Annotated in this window: 16 protein-coding genes and 1 pseudogene; 11 read left to right on the top strand and 6 right to left on the bottom strand. The window is 64.7% G+C overall.

The features are described 5' to 3' along the window. Positions 1–1,209, bottom strand: a 1,209-nt coding sequence (locus tag ACOJSI_RS06995) for an argininosuccinate synthase (RefSeq protein ID WP_420137546.1), incomplete at its 3' end; no start/stop codon positions are given. Between the two features lie 241 nt (positions 1,210–1,450). Between ACOJSI_RS06995 and ACOJSI_RS06990 the strand changes: the two genes are divergently transcribed. Both ACOJSI_RS06990 and ACOJSI_RS06985 read left to right on the top strand, forming a co-directional pair. Then, complete coding sequence (locus ACOJSI_RS06990) at positions 1,451–1,855, top strand: EF-hand domain-containing protein (RefSeq protein ID WP_420137545.1); 405 nt, start codon at positions 1,451–1,453, stop codon at positions 1,853–1,855. Between the two features lie 54 nt (positions 1,856–1,909). After that, positions 1,910–2,347, top strand: coding sequence for a GreA/GreB family elongation factor (locus ACOJSI_RS06985; RefSeq protein ID WP_420137544.1), 438 nt, complete (start codon positions 1,910–1,912; stop codon positions 2,345–2,347). A gap of 151 nt (positions 2,348–2,498) precedes the next feature. On the opposite strand, the gene ACOJSI_RS06980 is transcribed toward ACOJSI_RS06985, so the two are convergent. Continuing rightward, positions 2,499–3,098: a hypothetical protein gene (locus ACOJSI_RS06980; protein ID WP_420137543.1), complete on the bottom strand. Its 600-nt coding sequence runs from the start codon at positions 3,096–3,098 to the stop codon at positions 2,499–2,501. Positions 3,099–3,207: 109 nt separating this feature from the next. Beyond that, positions 3,208–3,771 (bottom strand): DNA-3-methyladenine glycosylase I, encoded by a 564-nt coding sequence (locus tag ACOJSI_RS06975; protein WP_420137542.1) that lies wholly within the window; start codon positions 3,769–3,771, stop codon positions 3,208–3,210. A gap of 84 nt (positions 3,772–3,855) precedes the next feature. On the opposite strand from ACOJSI_RS06975, the gene ACOJSI_RS06970 reads away from it, so the two are divergent. Next, a complete protein-coding gene (locus ACOJSI_RS06970) occupies positions 3,856–4,806 on the top strand; it encodes a bifunctional helix-turn-helix transcriptional regulator/GNAT family N-acetyltransferase (RefSeq protein ID WP_420137541.1) in 951 nt (316 codons plus the stop codon). A 30-nt stretch (positions 4,807–4,836) separates the two neighbouring features. Here the strand turns inward: ACOJSI_RS06970 and ACOJSI_RS06965 are convergent, their stop codons facing one another. Further along, positions 4,837–6,162: an SGNH/GDSL hydrolase family protein gene (locus ACOJSI_RS06965; protein WP_420137540.1), complete on the bottom strand. Its 1,326-nt coding sequence runs from the start codon at positions 6,160–6,162 to the stop codon at positions 4,837–4,839. Positions 6,163–6,379: 217 nt separating this feature from the next. Between ACOJSI_RS06965 and ACOJSI_RS06960 the strand changes: the two genes are divergently transcribed. The 7 genes from ACOJSI_RS06960 (at position 6,380) to ACOJSI_RS06930 (ending at position 14,175) form a co-directional block, all read left to right on the top strand. After that, positions 6,380–7,138, top strand: coding sequence for an SDR family NAD(P)-dependent oxidoreductase (locus ACOJSI_RS06960; RefSeq protein WP_420137539.1), 759 nt, complete (start codon positions 6,380–6,382; stop codon positions 7,136–7,138). A 209-nt stretch (positions 7,139–7,347) separates the two neighbouring features. Then, positions 7,348–8,433 (top strand): DUF2235 domain-containing protein, encoded by a 1,086-nt coding sequence (locus ACOJSI_RS06955; RefSeq protein WP_420137538.1) that lies wholly within the window; start codon positions 7,348–7,350, stop codon positions 8,431–8,433. 109 nt (positions 8,434–8,542) lie between these two features. Further along, a complete protein-coding gene (locus tag ACOJSI_RS06950) occupies positions 8,543–9,115 on the top strand; it encodes a GNAT family N-acetyltransferase (protein ID WP_420137537.1) in 573 nt (190 codons plus the stop codon). A 121-nt stretch (positions 9,116–9,236) separates the two neighbouring features. Beyond that, a complete protein-coding gene (locus ACOJSI_RS06945) occupies positions 9,237–10,064 on the top strand; it encodes an alpha/beta fold hydrolase (RefSeq protein WP_420137536.1) in 828 nt (275 codons plus the stop codon). A gap of 208 nt (positions 10,065–10,272) precedes the next feature. Then, positions 10,273–10,851, top strand: a complete 579-nt coding sequence (locus ACOJSI_RS06940) for a LemA family protein (protein ID WP_420137535.1) — start codon at positions 10,273–10,275, stop codon at positions 10,849–10,851. Then, positions 10,848–12,839 (top strand): DUF2207 domain-containing protein, encoded by a 1,992-nt coding sequence (locus tag ACOJSI_RS06935; protein WP_420137534.1) that lies wholly within the window; start codon positions 10,848–10,850, stop codon positions 12,837–12,839. Before ACOJSI_RS06940 ends, ACOJSI_RS06935 begins: the two co-directional genes overlap by 4 nt. Positions 12,840–12,876: 37 nt before the next feature. Then, positions 12,877–14,175: a hypothetical protein gene (locus ACOJSI_RS06930; RefSeq protein WP_420137533.1), complete on the top strand. Its 1,299-nt coding sequence runs from the start codon at positions 12,877–12,879 to the stop codon at positions 14,173–14,175. Positions 14,176–14,273: 98 nt separating this feature from the next. Here the strand turns inward: ACOJSI_RS06930 and ACOJSI_RS06925 are convergent, their stop codons facing one another. Continuing rightward, positions 14,274–16,202 carry a transglycosylase domain-containing protein gene (locus tag ACOJSI_RS06925; protein WP_420137532.1) on the bottom strand — a complete coding sequence of 643 codons (1,929 nt, stop codon included), beginning with the start codon at positions 16,200–16,202 and terminating at the stop codon, positions 14,274–14,276. Between the two features lie 766 nt (positions 16,203–16,968). Between ACOJSI_RS06925 and ACOJSI_RS06920 the strand changes: the two genes are divergently transcribed. Continuing rightward, positions 16,969–20,091 carry an RNA-directed DNA polymerase gene (locus tag ACOJSI_RS06920; RefSeq protein ID WP_420137531.1) on the top strand — a complete coding sequence of 1,041 codons (3,123 nt, stop codon included), beginning with the start codon at positions 16,969–16,971 and terminating at the stop codon, positions 20,089–20,091. A gap of 145 nt (positions 20,092–20,236) precedes the next feature. On the opposite strand, the pseudogene groEL reads toward ACOJSI_RS06920, so the two are convergent. Then, positions 20,237–20,467: pseudogene (gene groEL, locus ACOJSI_RS06915) on the bottom strand (chaperonin GroEL); the annotation flags it as partial.

Genomic DNA, 20,467 nt, shown 5'->3' with positions numbered 1-20,467 from the left:
GTCGCGGCGGCCGAGCAGGCGCAGCCGCAGCGCGTTGAGCTTGATGAAGCCCGCCGCGTCGCGCTGGTCATAGGCGCCCTGATCGTCCTCGAACGTCACGACCTTTTCGGAATAAAGCGAGAAGGGCGATTTGCGCCCGGTGACGATCACGCTGCCCTTGTACAGCTTCAGGCGGACGGTGCCCGTCACCTTCTCCTGGCTGTGGTCGATCGCCGCCTGCAGCATCTCGCGCTCGGGCGAGAACCAGAAGCCGTTATAGATCAGCTCGGCATAACGCGGCGCGAGCTCGTCCTTCAGATGCGCGGCGCCGCGATCGAGCGTGATCTGCTCGATCCCGCGATGCGCGAGGTGATAGATCGTGCCGCCCGGCGTCTCGTACATGCCGCGGCTCTTCATGCCGACGAAGCGATTCTCGACCAGGTCGAGCCGGCCGATGCCGTGCGTCTTGCCATAGTCGTTGAGCTTGGCGAGCAGGTCCGCCGGGCCATAGCCGACGCCGTCGATCGCCACCGCATCGCCGCGCTCGAAATCGATCGTGATAGTCTGCGGAGTGTCCGGCGCATCCTCGGGATTGTCGGTGCGGGAATAGACGTAATCCGGCACTTCGTCCCACGGATCCTCCAGCACCTTCCCTTCGGACGAGGTGTGCAACAGGTTCGCGTCGGTCGAGAAGGGCGATTCGCCGCGCTTGTCCTTGGGCACCGGAATCTGGTGCGCCTCGGCATATTCGATCAGGCGCGTGCGGCTGGTCAGGTCCCATTCGCGCCATGGCGCGATCACGCGGATGTCGGGTGCGAGCGCATAATAGCCGAGCTCGAAGCGGACCTGGTCATTGCCCTTGCCGGTTGCGCCATGGCTCACCGCATCCGCCCCAACCTGCTTGGCGATCTCGATCTGGCGCTTGGCGATCAGCGGCCGCGCGATCGAGGTGCCGAGCAGATACAGGCCCTCGTACAGCGCATTGGCGCGCATCATCGGCATCACGTAATCGCGCACGAATTCGTCGCGCAGATCGTCGATGAAGATATGTTCGTCTTTGACGCCCATCAGCTTGGCCTTGGCGCGCGCGGGCTCCAATTCCTCGCCCTGGCCCAGATCGGCCGTGAAGGTGACGACCTCGCACTGGTAGGTCTCCTTCAGCCATTTCAGGATCACGCTCGTGTCGAGCCCGCCCGAATAGGCCAGCACCACGCGCTTGACGTCGCTCATTTTCACACTCCCAGGCCCAAAGATCTGCGGGCGAATGCGTGCCTGCATTCAGGCGTGGCGTGGATCAGGCCGCCACCCCGCACGGTCGGCGCGCCTTTGGCATGGTGAGGGGGCCTGCGCAACGCGTTCCGAGCGCATTGCGAATTGGCGGCGCGCTATCACACTGCGCGCGTTCGGCTTTCCTCCGCCGCACAGGGCTTCTACAGAGGGGGTTCGCGCGTCCCGCGCGGAGAGGATTTCCATGATCAAGACCATGTTGGCCGTCGGCCTCGTCGCCATCGCAACGGCCGCGGCCGCGCAGACTCCGCCTGCGGCGCCGCCGGAGGTGATCACCCGCGCGGACTTCCAGGCCCAGTCGCGCGCGCAGGTCGCAGCGGCCGATACCAACCATGACGGCATCGTCACGAAGGCGGAGCTGGAGGCTGTGATCACCAAGGCGATGGGTGGACCGCCGCCCGCCGGCATGGTCGACGGTGTGTTCGGCGCGCTCGACACCAATCATGATGGCAAGGCGACGGCAGCCGAGATCGAGGCGCACGACCTGGCGCTGTTCGATCGCTGGGACACCAACCATGACGGCAAGCTGACGCGCGAGGAAATGATGGCAGGCAGCCAGGCCGCCGGCGGCGGCGCGCCGAAGCAATAAGGCGATCGCCGGGCGCTGTGCCCGGCCGTCTCCAACGTCATCGAGGAATAGAGGATGAGCGTGGCCTTCCGTCGCGACAGCGACGAGGAGCATCTCGAGCCCAAGTTCGAGCTGCCGATCCCGCCTGGGCCTAATCTGGTGACGCCGCGTGGTCTCAGCCTGATCGAGGCGCAGGTCGCGGCGCTGGAGGCGCTCGCGACGCCGAGCGACGACGAGAAGCGGAGCCTGCGCTATTGGCGCCGGCGTCTTGCCAGCGCCCAGCTTCCGCCGTCGCCGCCCCCGGGCGAAGTCGGCTTCGGTAGTCGTGTCACGTTCACGCTGAACGGCAAGCAGCGCAGCCTGTCCATCGTCGGCGAAGATGAGGCCGATCCCGCAGCCGACCTTATCGGGCTGCAATCCCCGCTCGCCCAGGCGCTGCTCGGCGCGGGCGAGGGGGAGATGCTTCCGTTCAACGGCAAGGACGATGCGATCGAATTGATCGCGATCGCGTGATCCCTACGCTGGCGGCCGCGCCAACTTTCGGGTGGGCCGCGCTTTTCACCGTCATCCCCGCGCAGGTTGGAGCTCCAGACCTTTTCCCAAGCGGTGAGACGCCCGGTTGAGGGGCCCCCTATCCGCCTGCGCGAGGCGACGATAGAGTGGCTTAGATGATCGGGCCCTTGGGCGCGGCCTCAGCCTCGGCCTTGTCCTTGTGCAAAACCACCGGCGTCACCTTCGGCGCCTCCGGCTTCGCCTGCTGGACCGCCGGCGTCGGCGCGCGGCTGTTCATGGCATTGCAGTCGCCCGAGCTCTGCTTGATCACCTTGGGGGCCTGATGGGTCCCAAGCGACGTCACCTGCACGCTCTGGCTGCACTGCGCGCCGTTGCCGCTGCTGTAGGACGTGTAGCTATAGCTCACCGTGCCGGGCGGAAGGCTCTTGAGCGCAGCCTCACTGATCTCGCCGCCTGACGGCGCTGCCTGCTGCAGCATGGCCGCCTGTTGCAGCATGGCGTTCATCTGCTGGTCCATCGCCATCGAGATGCGATCGAACATTGCGAACGGATCGGCTTCAGCGAAGGCGACCGGCATCGGCGCGGGGGCCACCACGAGCTGGGGCGCCACGTTGCCGATATAGTGGATCTGGGCGACGCTACCGTCGGGAAGGGCGACGTTCATCACATGGCTGTGATCCGCTGCGATCGCCGCGCCGGCCACCGCCACCGCGCCGGCACCTGCAAGAAGAAGCTTGGTTAAAGTCCGCATCAGACTCCTCCTTCATGGATTGGACGAGTCGGATTGTGGCGCGCTTAGCTGAACCGACGATGAAAAACATCTGCGCCGGCGGCCGGTTGTGCAGCGATCGTCATCGCCCTCATGCCGCGGACACCTGATCGCGGCGAAAGCAATAGGGGGCATGATCGTTGATCATCCCGACGGCCTGCATCCAGGCATAGGCGATGGTCGGCCCGACGAACTTGAAACCCCTGGCCTTCAACGCGCGGGAAATCGCCTCCGACGTGGGCGAGCTCGCCGGAACGTGGATCCCGTCGTTCCGCACCGGAGCGCCGCCCGCCAACCCCCATAGCCAGGCAGAGAAATCCTCCCCCGCCTCTTGCATCGCCACATAGATGCGCGCGCCACCGATCGCCGCTTCGATCTTGGCCCGGGCGCGGATGATACGGGCATCCGCCATCAGCGCTTCGATTTTTGCTTGGTCGTAACGGGCAACGACGGCGGGATCGAACTGATCGAAGGCGCTGCGAAAGCCATCGCGGCGATGCAGGATGGTCCGCCACGAAAGGCCGGCCTGGAAGCCCTCCAGCACCAGCATCTCCCACAGCAGGCGCGAATCGTGAACCGGCACGCCCCATTCGGCGTCGTGATAGGCGGTCATTTGGGCATCGCCTTCGGCCCAGCTGCAGCGTCGCATTGTCATGGCATCAACCTACGAAGAAGCGACGTGATTGACGAGCCGCAACCGTAAGCATAACAGGTTATATAACTACGTATGGAAGCGATGATGGCTACGGATGTTTTGGCAGAGATGGGCCCTGTCTTTCTGGGCAGCCGGCTGAAGCGGCTGGCCGAGCGGTTGCAGGCCAGTGCCGGCAGGATCATTGCCGATGCAGGCCTTCCGGTGCAGCCAACGCATATGCCGCTGCTGGCCGCGCTCGACCGCGGTCCGATGACCGTGGGCGAACTGGCCGACACGGTCGGCTCAAGCCAACCGGGCGTCACGCGCGGTATCGCGCAGCTGGTCGCGCTGGGGCTGGTTTCGTCCGCGCGCGGCGCCGATCTGCGCCGACGCACCGTGTCGCTGACGCCGGCGGGGCAGGACGTGATGGCGACAGCCAAGCGGCTGATCTGGCCGCGCGTCGGTCAGGCGGTCGATGCCATGCTCGCCGGCCTGTCCGGCGCGCTGCTGGACCAGATTGCCGGGGTGGAAGCGGCGCTGGCCGATCGCCCGCTGGAGGCGCGGGTTGCCGGCTTCGATCCGGCTGGTCTGCGGATCGTCGACTTCCGTGACGATCTCGCGCCTCACTTCCACGACATCAATGCCGACTGGATCGGCGATATGTTTCGGCTGGAGCAGACCGATCGGGATGTTCTGGAACAGCCGCGCGCCCGGATCGTGGATCCCGGCGGCGCCATTCTGTTCGTGGAAGCGCCCGGCCTGGGCGTGATCGGCACCTGTGCCCTGCAGAAAACCGGCCCGGCGCAATTCGAACTCACCAAGATGGGCGTCCGCGCCAGCGCGCGCGGCATGAAGGCGGGCGAATTCCTGCTCGCCGCCATGATCGCGCGTGCGCAGGCGATGGGCGCGGAAACGCTCTATCTCCTCACCAATCGCAAATGCGCGCCGGCCATCCACCTCTACGAAAAGCTGGGCTTCCGCCACGATGCGGAGATCATGGCTACGTATGGCGCGCGGTACGAACGCTGTGACGTGGCGATGCGATACGTAGGATAGACCTGCCGAAGCGTCGTGCGGCGGGATGGTCTATTCGCCTGTCACCATCTTCAGGTCCACCGCATCGCCCATCGCCCGGTAGCCGGCATCGTTGGGATGAAGGTGATCCGTGTCGTTGAAGCGCGGATCGAACGTCAAAGGATCCCCTCTGTCGGCGACCACCCCGGCAAAATCGATCACGCCGTCGAACGTGCCCGACGTCCGGATCCAATCATTCATCGCCTGCCGGGCGGCCTCGCCCTTGTCGGCCCAATAGCCGGCGCCCTTATAGGGCGTGAGGGTGACGCCGATCACGCGGATGCCATGGGCGTGGGCACGTTCGACGATCTGCCGTTGGGCCGCCTGCAAGGCCTCTGCCGGCGCCGGCTCGACCGATCCGCTCGTCGTGAAGCCGCGGCCGATATCGTTGATCCCTTCCATCAGGATCAGCACCTTGACCCCCGGCACGCTCAGCACATCGCGATCGAACCGGGCAAGCGCGCTCGGCCCGCTGCCATAACGCAGCAGCCGGTTGCCGCTGATGCCGGCATTGACCACGGACCAGCGGCTCTTGCCGGGGCGTGCCGCCAGTCGCTCGGCCAGTCGATCCGGCCAGCCGCGGAAGCCATTGGCGGTCGATCCGGCGCCTTCCGTGATCGAATCGCCCAGCGTGACGATCGCCTGCGTCGGCCGGGTGGCGGCAACCTCGACTTGGCTCACCAAGGCCGGGGCGCGTGCCAGCTTCACGCCGGGCAGGTGCGCCGCGCCGGTCTGATCGCCGGTCGTGCCGGAGATATATTGGAACAGGCTGCGCGCCCCGCGCGCCGTCAGCCGATCCGGCGCGTAGAGCGATATGGCCAGCCGATCGAGCGCCTTCACGGGGAGGTTGATCGTGTCGCTGAGCAAGGGGGCGCCGGCGGGGATTACCACGCCTTCATGTCCGGCGAACGTCACGGCATGGTCGCTGCCCGGCACGATCTCCCCATCCGGTCCCGCCAGCCCGACGCGGACTGCGCCCAGGCTCAGCGGCTCGACGCCATTCTCGTTGGTCAGGCGCAGGCGGACGGCATTGCCCTCGGCCGATACGCGGACGATCTGGCGGATCGTCACATTCGTGAGCTCCGCATTGCCCGTATCGACCGGCAGCTTTCCGGGATTGTCCAACAGGGGAGCATTCGACGAAGGCGGTGCAGCAGCCGGCGGCGCGGCGAGCGGAACCACCGACCCGTTGGGCGCAGCGGGCGATTGGCCGGGCGGGTTGGGGGAGGCGGAATAGCCCCATGCCCCCACCCATGCGGGCGCGTTCGTGCCGGTGGCCGCGATGGCGGAGGCGCAGCCGAGCAGCGCGATCGAGAATATGGTCGTGCGGCGGAACATTCTTCCCTCCCCGGCATCATTGGCCCTGACCTGCTATATCGGGCGCGCCCCCCTTGGGCGGTCCCGATCCCGCCGCCAAGGGGCGTTCGCCATCGCGTGCCGCTTTTTCGCTCCGGAGTGGATCGCAAAGGGGGCGCTCCGGTTGCTGCAATCCGGTACGGGCAGGCGCACTTCGTGGTGGCGATCAACGCCCCTGCATGGACCGGAGACGCTTCCCTTGCCCACGCTGACGGATACCCCTCCCGCCCATCGTACGATGCTGCTCACCGGTGCCAGCCGCGGCATTGGGCATGCCACGGTGAAACTCTTCTACCAAAATGGCTGGCGCGTCCTCACGGTGTCGCGCGCTGCCTTTACGGAGGACTGCCCCTGGCCGGGCGGACGCGACAATCACATCCAGGCCGATCTGTCGGATCCCGCGGGTTTTGCGGCGCTCGCCGACGACGTGCGCCAGCGGCTTGGCGGCTCTGGCCTTGCGGCGATCGTCAACAACGCCGCGATTTCACCCAAGCGTGAGGGCGGTGCCCGCAAGGGGGTCTGCGACACCAGCTATGAAGACTGGCTCTCGGTGTTCAACGTCAACTTCTTCTCCGTCGCCTTATTGTCGCGCCTGCTGCTGCCGGAGCTGAAGGCGAGCCAGGGTGCGATCGTCAACGTCACCTCGATTGCGGGGTCCCGCGTCCATCCCTTCGCCGGCGTGGCCTATGCCTGTTCCAAGGCGGCGCTGGCGGCGCTGACCCGCGAACAGGCCTATGAATTCGGGCGCTATGGCGTTCGCGTAAACGCGCTCGCCCCGGGCGAGATCGATACCTCGATCCTTTCGCCCGGGACGGATGAGATCGTGGAGAAGCAGATCCCGATGAACCGGCTCGGCGATCCGCTGGAGGTCGCGCGGACCATCCTGTTTCTATGCTCCGGCGAAGCGTCCTACATCAACGGCGCGGAAGTCCATGTGAATGGCGGCCAGCATGTCTGATCATCAGCCGCAGGGGACATGTCCCGCGCTTGCCTCACCCATCGCTGGTTGATGGGTTACGGCTGTCATCGCAAAGGGCATGATCCAGCTCTAAGCGGATGATCCCGCGCCGCTTTTCCTCCGGACTGGACCGCAAAGCGCGCGCGCGTCGCGCTCCTATCCGGTACGGCCCGGGGGATGAACGTCGATACACCCCCCGGGTGGGCGCGGTGAAACGGATCGTCGTGTGCTGCGACGGCACCTGGAACGAGCCCGATCGCAGTGCCGCCGGTAAGCCGTCGCCCACCAACGTCGTCAAGCTCGCCAGCCTCGTCCCCGCGCAGGGCGATGACGGGGTCGAACAGCGCGTTTTCTACCATAACGGCATCGGCTCGATGTCGTCGCGCACGAAACGCTTCATCGACGGCGCGACCGGCTATGGCATCAGCCGCATCCTGCTGTCCTGCTATACCTGGCTGATCCGCACCTATCAGCCCGGCGACGAACTCTATTTCTTCGGGTTCAGCCGGGGCGCCTATACGGCGCGCTCGCTCGCCGGCTTCGTGCGCAACTCCGGCATCTTGCGGCCGGAAAATGAAAGCCTCTCCCAGGAAGCCTTTGCCCTCTACCGCTCACGCGACGGGCGGCGCATGCCGCGGGCCGCCGCGTCGCGCCTGTTCCGCCGCAGCTATAGCTGGCCGGGCGACCTGCCGATCCAATGTATCGGCGTGTGGGATACGGTCGGCTCGCTCGGTGTCCCCAACACGATCTTCCAGGGCATATTGAAGCACGTCTTCCGCGTGAACCGCGAATTCCACGATACCGATCTCTCGTCCCTCGTTCGCTACGCCTTTCACGCGGTCGCGATCGATGAGCGGCGCAAACCTTTCCTGCCGACCTTGTGGACCCTGCCGGAGGAGGCAGGCGGGGAGCAGCATCTGGAACAGACGTGGTTTCCCGGCTGCCATGGCGATGTGGGCGGCGGCAATCCGCACACCGGACTGTCGGACATCACGCTTGCCTGGATGGTCCGCCGCGCGCGCCTGGCCGGTCTAAAGGTGGACGATCCGGCAACGCTCGTGCCGCCCACCTTCCCGCCCTTCCACCCCGATCCGCTTGGTCCGATCACGCAATCGCTGACCCCCTTCTATCGGCTGTTCGGCTCCGGTGTACGCACGATCCGGGATCCCGCCATGGTCGCGTCCACGTGCGAAACCCTGTCCGATGCGGCGCGCGATCGCTGGAGCAGAACCGACTGGCGGCCACCGCCGATGGTCGATCTGAAAAAGCGCGAGCCGGATTTGCTCAGCCCCTGATTGTGCCAAGCGGCTTCTGCCACGTTCCCGGCTGGGCCGTCGCGTCTCCGTCACCTGAAGGAAATGGCCCGCCCTGCCTGTCCACCACACGGCCAAGAAAGAGTAGATCGTGAACACCCAATTGACCTGGCGGCTGGCGCAACCGGCCGATGTCGCCGCTATCAACGCGCTGACCGCACGCTCCATCCGGGCGCTGCATGACGGCAGTTATAGCGACGCGGTGATCGATGAGGCGGTTCGTCACGCCTATGGCGTGGATTGGCAGCTGGTGCGCGACGGCACCTATTTCGTCGCGGAGATTGACGGCGCGCTGGCCGGTGCGGGCGGCTGGAGCTATCGCCAGACGATCGCCGGCGCACACGGGCCGGACAGCCCGCCGGCGCCTTTGCTCGATCCGGCGCGCGACGCCGCCCGCGTCCGCGCTTTCTACGTTGACCCCGATCATGTCCGCAACGGCGTCGGCCGGCTGCTGCTGCGCCTCAGCGAAGGGGCCGCGCGGGCGGCCGGCTTCACGCAAGCCGAATTGACGTCGACCTTGCCCGCCGTGCCCTTCTACGCCGCCTTCGGGTACGCGCCCGTCCGCAGGTTCGACATGCCGATGCCGAGCGGCGCAACGCTGCACCTGGAGCTGATGACCAAGGCCTTGCTGCCCGACGAGCCGACATCGCATGGGCGTCCTTGATCAGCTAAAAATACGAAATGATGTAATGCCGACGTTTCTATTTTCGTGCAGCGGCTTCCTCGGCATGCTTAGGTTATCGGAGCCGCACCGGCCCTGATCGACGCACAAGGGAAGCACCATCATGGCCACCATCACCACCCAGGACGGCACGCAGATCTTCTACAAGGATTGGGGCGACAAGGACGCGCCGGCGATCATGTTCCACCATGGCTGGCCACTCAGCGCCGACGATTGGGACGCGCAGATGATGTTCTTCCTGCTCAAGGGCTATCGCGTCATCGCCCACGATCGCCGCGGCCATGGCCGTTCCAGCCAATCCGCCACCGGCCACGACATGGATACCTATGTGTCCGACGTGATCGCCCTCACCGACGCGCTCGATCTGAAGAATGCGGTCCACATCGGCCACTCCACCGGCGGCGGCGAGGTGGCGCGCTACGTCGCCCGCGCCAAGCCGGGCCGCGTCGCCAAGGCGGTGCTGGTCAGCGCGGTCGCCCCGATCATGGTCAAGACGGACAGCAATCCCGATGGCGTGCCGATCGCCGTGTTCGACGATGTCCGTACGCAGACCGCCACCAACCGCGCCCAGTTCTTCTACGATTTCACCTTGCCCTTCTTCGGCTACAACCGGGAGGGTGCCGAGGTGAAGGAAGGCGTGCGCCGCAACTGGTGGCGTCAGGGCATGATGGGCAGCGTGCTGGCCCACACGCTCGGCATCAAGGCCTTTTCGGAGACCGACTTTACCGACGATCTGAAGGCGATCGCCGTGCCGACCCTGGTCATGCATGGCGAGGACGATCAGGTCGTGCCGTTCCCCACCACCGGCAAGCTTTCCGCCCAGATCGTCAAGGGTGCGGTGCTGAAATCCTATCCCGGTTACCCGCATGGCATGCCGACCACGCATGCCGCTGTGATCAATGCGGATCTCCTTGCCTTCATCGAGGGCTGATCCGCCCGACGGGGCACACGGCCCCGACGTTTGCTAGCTGTGTGAGACGGGGCCGGGGGAGCGATCCTCCGGCCCTTTCGCCAATCCCTTCCGCGACATAGCCGGACATCGGCGGGACGCGCCCGATCAGGCGTGCGCGCTGACTGTTTTTCCGCGTGGAACCGTGCAAAATCTTCGGTGTTCTCGTCCGGATTGGAGCAAAAACACGATGCATGTCCCGGTCTGGTTGCCCGTTGGTATCATTGTCGTCGTCGTCCTGCTCTGGGGCATCCTCATCTTCAACCGGCTGGTCCGCGCCCGCGCGCTGGTGCGGGAGGCATGGAGCGGCATCAAGGTCCAGCTGCGCCGCCGCGCCGATCTCGTGCCCAATCTGGTCAGCACGGTGCAGGGCTATGCCACGCACGAGAAGACCCTGCTCAACGAACTCACCGCCCGCCGGGGCGAGGCCTTGCAGGCGGCGACGCCTGCCGATGCCGCGCAGGCCAGTGCCGCGCTCAGCGGCGCGCTCGGCCGCATCATGGTCGTGGCCGAAGCCTATCCGGAGCTGAAGGCCGACGCCAATTTCCGCCAGTTGCAGGAGGAATTGTCCGAGGTCGAGACGGAGCTGCAGGGTGCGCGCCGCTATTACAACGCCACCGTGCGCGATCTGAATACCAGCGTCGGCTCCTTCCCGACCATGCTGATCGCGAAGCCGCTCGGCTTCCACGAAGAACCTTTCTTCGAAGATGACGATCCCACCATCGAAAAGGCCCCCCAGGTCACCTTCGACGGCGCCGCGAAGGCATGAGCTTTCTCTTCCGGCTGGCCGCCGCATTCGGCCTGCTCGCGCTCGCGCCCTCCGCCGTACTGGCGGAAGAGCGCATCACCAACTTCGTCAGCGACGTCCATGTCCAGCGCGACGGCGCGCTCGACGTGGTCGAAACGATCAGCCTGATCTCCGAAGGCAATCAGATCAATCGCGGCATCCTGCGCGATTTTCCCACCCGCTATCGTGGCACGCTCGGCACCAGGGTTCAGATCGGTTTCGACGTGCTGGATGTCACCCGCGACGGTAAGCCCGAACCGTATACGCTGAACCAGGTGTCGAACGGCACCAGCGTGCGCATCGGCAGCCCCGACGTGATGCTGGAGCGGGGGCCGCACGTCTATCGCATCCATTATCGCACCACCCGCCAGCTCGGCTTCTACAGGGACGTCGACGAGCTGTACTGGAACGTCACCGGCACCGGCTGGGTCTTCCCGATCGATCGGGCGGAGGCGCGCATCACGCTTCCGGAGCCGGTGCCGTTCGGAAAGCGCGCCGTCTATACCGGTGCGCAAGGTTCGACCGATCACAACGCCGCCGTTGTCTCCGAACGGCCCGGCCAGATCGTCTTCCGCACCACCCTTCCGCTGGATCGGAACGAAGGGCTCACCGTCGCCGTCGCCTGGCGCAAGGGCGTGATCGCGGAGCCGAGTTTCCTCACCCGGCTGGGCTGGATGCTGCGGCAATATGGCCCGATGCTGCTGGCCATCGGGTTGCTGCTGGCAATCGCGATCCGCGCGCGCCTGCTGGTGTCGCGCGCCTGGCGTGATCCCGATCCGCGGCCGATCGTCCCGCTCTTCGCCCCGCCGGACGGCTTTTCCGCGGCGGCGCTGCGCTATGTCTGGCGGATGGATTATGACGATCGCACCTTCGCGACCGCCATCGTCGATTCCGCCGTGCGCGGCGCCCTGCGGATCGTGGAGACGTCCGAAGGGCCCAATCCCAGCCGCACCCTCGAAAAGAACGGGACGGACACTGCCCTTCCCCCGCCCGAAGCCGCGATGGTGCGCATTCTTTTCCGGAACGGCAAAAAGCTCGCCCTGCGGCAGTCCAATTATGTCGCGTTGAACGACGCCCAGGCGTCGCTGCGCGACGGGCTCGAGGATGGGTTCGGCAAGGATCGCTATTTCTCCGATGCCGGCCGCGACAAGCTGCGCCCGTGGCTTACCATGTTCGGATCGGTGATGCTCGTGTCCTGGGTGCTGGCGCTGCTCAGCCCCCGGTCGATCCTGCCGGTCGTGCTCGCGCTCGGCGCCATCGTGGTGCTTGGCTATCTCGCCCTGCGCTGGCTCGCGCGCTATCGCGATGCGCTGCCGAAGGGCAAAAAGACCGGCCGCAAGATCCTCGCCTGGCTGGCGTGGGTCCTGCTCGGCATGGCCTATCTTCAGGCCTGCGTCGCGGTCGTGATCATGGGCGTGGCCGGCGGCAATGGCTGGCCGCTTATCCCGGTCGCGCTCATCCTGCCGATCATGCTGTTCGCCTGGCCGCGGCTGCGCGCGCCCACGACGGAATTCTGGCCGATCCGCGCCGAGATCCAGGGGTTCCGCATGTATCTGGACACGGCCGAGGAAGATCGGCTCGAAAAGCTCAACCCGCCCGAAAAGACGGTCGCTCTGTTCGAACGCTATCTGCCCTATGCCATGGCGCTCGACGTCGAAAACCGCTGGGCCAAGCGCTTCACCGGCGTCCTCGCCGCTGCCGCGATCGATCCGACGGTCGATGACGATGGCCGGCGCACGCAGCCCTTCTACACCACGTCGACCGGGGCGATGCCCGATCCGGGGTCGCTCACCGATGCGCTCGGCCGGTCCTTCTCCGACAAGATCGCCTCCGCCGCCACCGCTCCCGGCTCTTCGGGCGGCGGCGGCGGGTCCTCCTCATCCTCCTCCAGCAGCTCCAGTTCCAGCGGCTCGTCCGGCGGCGGCTCGTCGGGCGGCGGCGGCGGTGGGGGCGGCGGTTCCGGCTGGTGACGGTCCGCGCCCGCACCGCCTGATCGTGGGACGACGGATGCAAAGGTGCGCGCTGCGGCTGGCGCTCGCGCTCGGCCTGCTCGCGGGCGTTCCCGCCGCAGCGCCCGCGCAGCGCCCGCTGCTGCCCGATACGCGCATCACCGCCACGGCCACCGGCAACTGGCGCGTCGATTATCGCTTCGCCTCGGCCGTCGCTGAACTCCATTTCGCGCGCTCGCCCGATGCCAGCCGCGCCACCGGCTGGTCCGCCTCCGCCGGTTTCGAGATCGTGCGCGGCCGGGAGGATGAGCTGGTCCGCCGCCGTGATGGCCGGCCCTTCACCGCCGTCTCGCTCGCCATGCCGCCGCTCTGGCAGGATCTGCCCAAGGACTATTCCCCCTTCTCGCCCTTCGGCGATGGCGGCATCCTGTTCCACAGCGGCCGCTTCTTCGCCTGTTCCGGCCCGTGCGAGGCGGCGTCGCGCTGGCGCATGACCATCGTCGCCCCGCCGGGCCTGCCGATCCTCCTCAACGGTCGCTTCTTCACCGGCTCGGCCAGCTGGGTCGACGGGAATGACGGCCGCAACATCTATCTCGGCCGCACCCGCCCGGTGGAAACGCCCGATCTGGTGGCGGTGCTGGACGACAATCTGCCGCCCGCCATCCGCACGCGCCTCCTCACCCAATTGCCCGATGCGATGCGCGTCTTCGCCGGCAAGCTCGGCCGCCTGCCGCAGCGCCCGATGCTGTTCGCCTCCTGGGATCCGGCCGATCGCGGCGTGGATGGGCGCAAGGGCGGCGCGCTGCCGGGGCAGGTGTTCGTCCATTTCTACGGCGCGCGCTGGCCGCAATTGATGCAGACCGCCACGTTCGGGCCCGATCTCGCCTGGTTCTTCGCGCACGAGGCGGGCCACCTCTATCAGCGCCAGGTCACCACCGGCGACGATGCCGGCGCCTGGATCCACGAAGGCGGCGCCGAGGCTTTCGCCAGCCTCGCCACTCGTACCGCCGCCCCCGCCTTCGCCGCCGCCAAACAGGATCAGGCCCGCGACGATTGCGCCAGGCGCCTCGGCGGCCGCGCGCTGCGCGATGTGCTGGCCGGCGGCGATGCCCAGGCCAGCTATTCCTGCGGCCTGCTCGTCAACCTGTGGCTCGATCGGGCCGTCCGCGCCCGCAACCCCGATGGGCTGTTCGCGGTGTGGCGCACCTATATCGCGCGCTCGGCCGGCGCCGGCGGATCCCAGACCAACTTCTTCTCAGCGATCCAGGCCGTCGCCGGCCCCGACCTCGCCGCCCGCACCGCCGCCCTCGTCACCCAGCCGGGCGCGCTCCAGCCCCTCCTCACAACTGCCAACTAATCCCTTAAACTAAGCCCGTCATGCCAGCGCAGGCTGGCATCCACGGACCCCTCCCAGCGCCCAAACGCGCTTGGTAAGGACCACCCCCACCCACCGCCTCAAAAGTCGATATCCACCTTGATGCGATCCAGCAGCGATCGCAGGAAACCCCCCACGCTCTCCCCCGCATCCGGATCGACCGTGCGCGGCACCGGCTTGCGTCCCGGCCGCGCGCCGATCGCGTCGGCGGTGAAACGGCGCCAGATGGTCGCCGGCAGCCCCCCGCCGGCCACGCCCGGCAGCGGCTGATTGTCGTCGCGGCCCACCCACACCGCCGTCACCAGCCCGCCCGCAAAGCCCACGAACAAGGCATCGCGATTGTCCTGCGACGTCCCCGTCTTGCCATAGGTATGCACGTTCAGCGCAGCGCCGCGCCCGGTGCCGCTGTTCACCACGGTCGACAGCAGATCCAGCAGCATCGCCCGTTCGCGCGCGTCCATCCGGTGCGGCGCGTCGGCCAGCGCACCCCGGTCCGCCGGATCGGGCAGGCCATAAGGCCGCACCGGATAGTCTCCGCCCGCAACTGCGGCATAGGCGCTGGTCAGCTCCAGCAGGCTGGTGCCCGATGTGCCCAGCGCCAGCGCGGGCTCGGCGCGGAGCGGGCTCTGGATGCCCAGATCCTGCGCCGCCCGCACTACCGCCCTGGGCCCCACCTTCTGCGCCAGCCGCACCGCCGCGGCATTGCTGGATCGCGCAAACGCCTCGCGCAGCGTGACCATGCCGCGATAGCGCCCGTCACTGTTGCGCGGGGACCAGGTGCCGATCGTGATCGGCCGATCCTCCACCTTGTCGTCGGGCGTCATCCCGTCGCGCAGCGCCGCCAGATAGACGAACAATTTGAAGGTCGATCCCGGCTGCCGCCGCGCCTGCACCGCGCGGTTGAAGCTGCTCTTCGCATAATCGCGCCCGCCCACCATCGCCACCACGCGCCCGTCCGGCCGCATCGCCACCAGCGCGACCTGCGCCCCCGCCGGCCGCGCCTGCGCGGCGGCATGTTCCGCCAGCCGCTGCAGCCGCGCGTCCAGCGTCGTGCGCACCGTCGTCGCCGCAAAGGCGTCGCCCGTCTTGCCCCGCACGGCCGGCATCACCCAATCGCTGAAATAGGTCCCCTGCGTCGCTTCGGGCGCGGGCCACAGCCGCAGGCGCGCCGGCGCCGCGCGCGCCGCCTCGGCGGGGGTGAGGAAGCCCGCTTCCTGCATCGCCCCCACCACCAAAGCCGCACGCTGCTGCGCCCCCGCCAGGTTGGCGCTCGGCGCCAGCCGCGACGGCGCCTTCATCAGCCCCGCCAGCAACGCCGCCTCGCTCACCGTCAGCGCCTCGGGCTTCTTGCCGAAATAATGGCGCGCGGCGGCGCGCAGGCCATAGACATTGTCGCCGAAATAGACGTCGGATAGGTAGCGGGACAGGATCTCGTCCTTGCTCAGCCACGCCTCCAGCCACATCGCGATCAGCATCTCGCGCAGCTTGCGCGCGGCGGTGCGATCGGAACTCAGATAGACCAGCTTCGCCAGCTGCTGCGTGATCGTGCTGCCACCCTCCTTCATCCGGCCGGCGCGCGCATCGTGCCACATCGCCCGTGCGATGCCGCGCGGATCGACGCCCGTGTGGCGATAGAAACGCCGGTCCTCGATCGCCAGGAACGCCTCGCTCACATGATCGGGCAGCTTGCGGACGTCGACCGGGCTGTCGGTCACGGCACCCCGGCGCGATATCAGGCTGCCGTTCGACGCCAGCAATGTGACGCTGGGCGGCACGATCGGCCGCAACGTCCGCGACGGCGGTGCGACGATCGCGAGCCACGCCACGGTGATGAGGAGAAGGAGGAGAAGGGTGGCGATAATCCAGCGCGCGATCCGCCAACGGCTGAACCGGCGCTTGGCAGTCGGCGGCGGGGCGGGAGGTTGCACCGCCTCGACGGGTGAATCCTGCGGGAGCCCGTCATTAGCCGCGACAGTCGCACGGGCATCATCAAAGGGGGCCTGGAACATCGACTGTCTTATAGAGGCAAGACACGCCTGGAGAAAGGGTGCGCTGGCCGTGCGAGATTAATACTTAAGCTCGCCAATCTGCAGTTTCTGGATTGCCAACTCGCACGGCAAATTCCACGGGTTCAAAAGAGTTCGGAAGTCAGAAAAGTTGTTTGGTGGGGACATGGACAGACTTCATCCGTCGCTAGACCTCCTGGGGGAGGAGTACGTTCTAGTCCAGGCGTGGAAAAAGACTTCAGCCTATATCCGCTACCATAACTGGTTTGCGGATACGCTGGATATCGATATGACGGCGGCGGATTTGCCGCAGTTCATAGCCAGCCTCTCTGCTCGAGTTCGCGACAGACGCTGGCAGCCCGCGCCTCTGCGATTGGTTTCCGCGCCAAAGAGCGAGCCATGGCACATCGAACCAAAGACTGGGCGGTGGGTGCCTAAAAGAAATCTTGGGGCTTCAAGGATACGGCCACTCGCACACGCGAGCTTGGAGGATCAGGTCTTGGCAACAGCTATGATGCTGTGTCTCGCTGATCGCGTTGAAACGAGGCAAGGCGACCCCTCACGATCTTACTCAAATGACAAGGTGAGGCAAACCGTTAGCTCCTACGGTAATCGCCTATTTTGCGACTACGAGCCAGACAGTAAAATGTTGGTACATAGGTGGGGATCGTCAAAGCTTTATCGTGCTTACTTTCAAGACTATCGCAGTTTCATAGCGCGTCCAGAGTACATAGCAGAACAGGTCTCAGACAGAGGCATCAACGGCCTTATGATCGTGCAGACAGATTTAAAGCAATTTTATGATCGTGTAACTCCTGACTTGCTTAGAATAAGAGCTAACTCTCTAAAGGGGACGCCCCAGGAATCGGATTTCTTCGAGGCTTTGGGCGGATTGTTCCAATGGGAGTGGCACGGAGAGGACAAACGAGAAGTTGTCGCTTACGCCCGGTCGTCCGATATTCCGATGTTTGACCGTGTATCCCTGCCGCAAGGTTTGGTATCTGCTGGCTTTTTCGCAAACATCGTATTACTTGAATTCGACGAAGCTTTACGCGCCATGTGTCGAAGCGAGATATTGCCGGGCATCGTTTTGTACGACGTCTGTCGATACGTCGACGATTTACGCCTAACTATATCAGCAGTCCCGGGCACCAGTGCTGAAGAGGTTGGCGCGCAGGTCGCTGCGTGGCTGAATACTCTATTAAACGCCTATTCGCCGGGCTTGCTTATCTCGCCCGAGAAAACCAAGGCCGCGTTGTTCCGAGGAGATGAGCAGCCTCTCGCGCGCCAAGGCAGAAAAATGCAGCGTATTCAGAGCGCAATCTCTGGCGGATTTGATGCGGCTGGAGGGGAAGAAGTCATACAGGCCGTACAGGGCCTCGTCCGCTCGCAGGCGGAAATTAGTGCGGCAGCGGAGGCCGGCGGTTTAAAGACGTTCACGGCGGTGCCTGATGTTAGGGACGAAACGATAGGGCGTTTTGCGGCCGGTAGGTTTCGGACGACATTCAGGTCGTTGAGGCCGCTGTTGGAGGATCGCCCGCCGTCCGATCAGGCAGCAAAGCCTGCCTTTGAGACGGAGAGCTATCCCTTCCGTCGATCGAGAATGTCTCAACCAGAACTCGATGACGAGGCCCGTGCGTTTTCCTATGGCCTTATAAATACTTGGATACGAAATCCGTCCAATGTCCGGCTCATGAGGGTGGCAGTTGACCTCTGGCCGACGCCCGCGCTTCTTGAGGAGGTACTCAGCTTATTCCAGCCTTATCTACGCGGCCACCTCAAAGGCGTTTCTCGCAAGGTGGCATTCTACTGCCTGTCCGAGTTGTTCCGCGCGGGCGCGACCGAGACGGGAATAGTGAAGTCGGACGAAACGTTACCAGGAGGTGTGGATCTTACCGGCTACCGGCGTGTCTTGGGTAAGGCTGCTGAGAGCGTGGCATTCGCGAAGGGCGCCCGTTTCCCTTGGTACCTCCGCCAACAAGCTCTTTTGTTCTTAATGGTCCACCCGCGTCCGACGGTTTCTAAGTTGCCAAGCGTCGAGGAAGGCCCCCTTGGGCACTATGCAGGGATGATCTCGTTTCTTGATGGCGATATCAGCAAAGCTTCTGCGTCTTTAATTGCAGTGCAAGCAATAGTCGCCCGGCGGTCCTTTTATGGCCAAGCCGACGCTGCGGCTCTCATTGCTGACCGCCTGGATTCGGATTCATTTGCGCAAATAGCGGCTCGCGATCTAGAATTTGCCAGAGAGCTCTACTCAGTGAAGCAAAATCTAGTCGGAGAAAGCTTGGCGCTATCTGTCGATCTAGGAACAGGATCTTGGACCCACTCTGAAGATACGAGCATCCTTAAAGATTTGGTGGGAATTAGAGGCATCCAGAATGTCCTGAGAAATGAAATCGGGGTTCTTAGCTTCTCCGTGGCATATCTTAGGGAAGCGGCGAGGGAAAAATTACCAGACGTAATAACGCCGTCCAGTGTTCAGCTGAGGCTAGATCCTTGGCGCGAGTTTGCGCTTGTTTCCGGCATCTCATTCAATGCGGTGCCGCTCGGAGCGGGTTACCGCTCCATCTATGCGCCCCCGTCGTGGGCCGGAGACGAAGCCTGGCGTTTTAAGCTCGGGTTTCTGCTGAGGTATATTCTCACGGGGAAAGTTGACTTTAGTAAAACAGTAAGGTCGCCAGGATGGCGGGAGACCGTTCCCGCATATCGGCCGGCCACCAGCCATTGGATGCAGAGACTATACGGTTTCTATAACGGGCATGACGCATTTGGCGACGACTGGTTGCCGATCTCACAATTTACTCAGGATCTTCTTTATTCTCTATTGGCGTGGCCGGGTTGCCGTGCAGAGTCCAAAGTTGAGGGGATTGGAAGTCCTATAGAGTTATTGGGAGTGCTTGAGAGCAGACTGCAAACTGCGAAGGATTCTGTTGGGGCTGCGACGGGTCTGCTGATGCTACGAATGCCGGCGCCGAACCCCGGGGCCGGCGCGGCTGATCGCCCACTAAGGGCGTGCGTGGTCCAGTCTATCACCCCCGAGGTCGGCGAGATCTCTGCCGACCTAACAGTTTCTGGACGAGACATCCGCCGGAAACATCGAAACCATCTTTCGACGGCCCTGGCAGCCGTCGAGAAGATGTTAGAGCTGCGGGACACTCATGTTAATCAGAATAATCGCCTAGATTGGCTGATCTTTCCAGAGCTATCGGTGCACCCCGATGACGTACAGACGCATCTAGTTCCATTTGCCCGCGCTTACCGAACGGTAATCCTTGCTGGTATGACCTACGAGCAGCTTTTGCAGGGTGAACCGCTCGTGAACTCCGCCCTTTGGATCGTTCCGAGAAAGGTAGAGGGCCGAGGTCTTCAGGTATCGATAAGGCGTCAAGGCAAGGGTAATCTTGCCAAGCTCGAGGAGGACTTCAATGATCCTGTAACCAGAATAATGGGGTTTCGGCCTTGCCAATGGTTAATTGGGTATAATTGGAGCGCCGACGGGCAGGAGCCGCCACTCTGGCTAACATCGGCAATCTGCTACGATGCTACCGATTTAGGGCTTGCCTCCGATCTGCGTGGCCAATCAGACGTTTTCGCAATTCCGGCGTTGAATCAAGATGTCGGGACCTTTGACCACATGGCGCAAGCCCTACATTATCACATGTACCAGCTCGTGCTTGTTGCAAATAATGGCTCATTCGGCGGGAGCAATGCGCACGTACCATGTGGAGAGGCCTATCAGAGGCAGGTCTTTCACACCCATGGTCAACCTCAAGCCACGATCTCATTTCTGGAAGTGCATAATGTCCGGGATATGAAATTGAGGCGCAGTTTGGGCAGACTAGGCCGATCAGCCAATCAGGGTTGGAAGTTTCCCCCCGCCGGATTCCCCTAAAATAATATTGGCGCACGCGATCTAAACCGTAAAGCCGAGATTGTTTTTCCTAGGCTTATTCTATCTTTGCGGGCAGGCTGGCCAACAAAAAGGCCCGGAGGATTTCTCCCCCGGGCCCTCTCTGTGTGGTTCGGTCAGGTAGGACTTAGAAGTCCATCCCGCCCATGCCGCCCATGCCGCCGCCGGGCATGCCGCCCGCCGGTGCCCTGTCGTCGGCCGGAAGCTCGCTCACCGCCGCTTCGGTGCTGATGAGCAGGCCGGCGACCCAGGCCGCATCCTGAAGCGCGGTGCGCACAGCCTTGATCGGGTCGATCACACCGGTGGTCACCAAGTCTCATACGTGCCGGTCTGCGCGTTGAAGCCGACGTCGGCGTCG

The sequence above is a fragment of the Sphingomonas sp. genome (assembly GCF_048595155.1).
In the GTDB taxonomy this organism is placed as follows: domain Bacteria; phylum Pseudomonadota; class Alphaproteobacteria; order Sphingomonadales; family Sphingomonadaceae; genus Sphingomonas_I.
The sequence above is the reverse complement of the archived record's forward strand: the minus strand, read 5'-3'. Positions and strand labels throughout refer to the sequence as shown.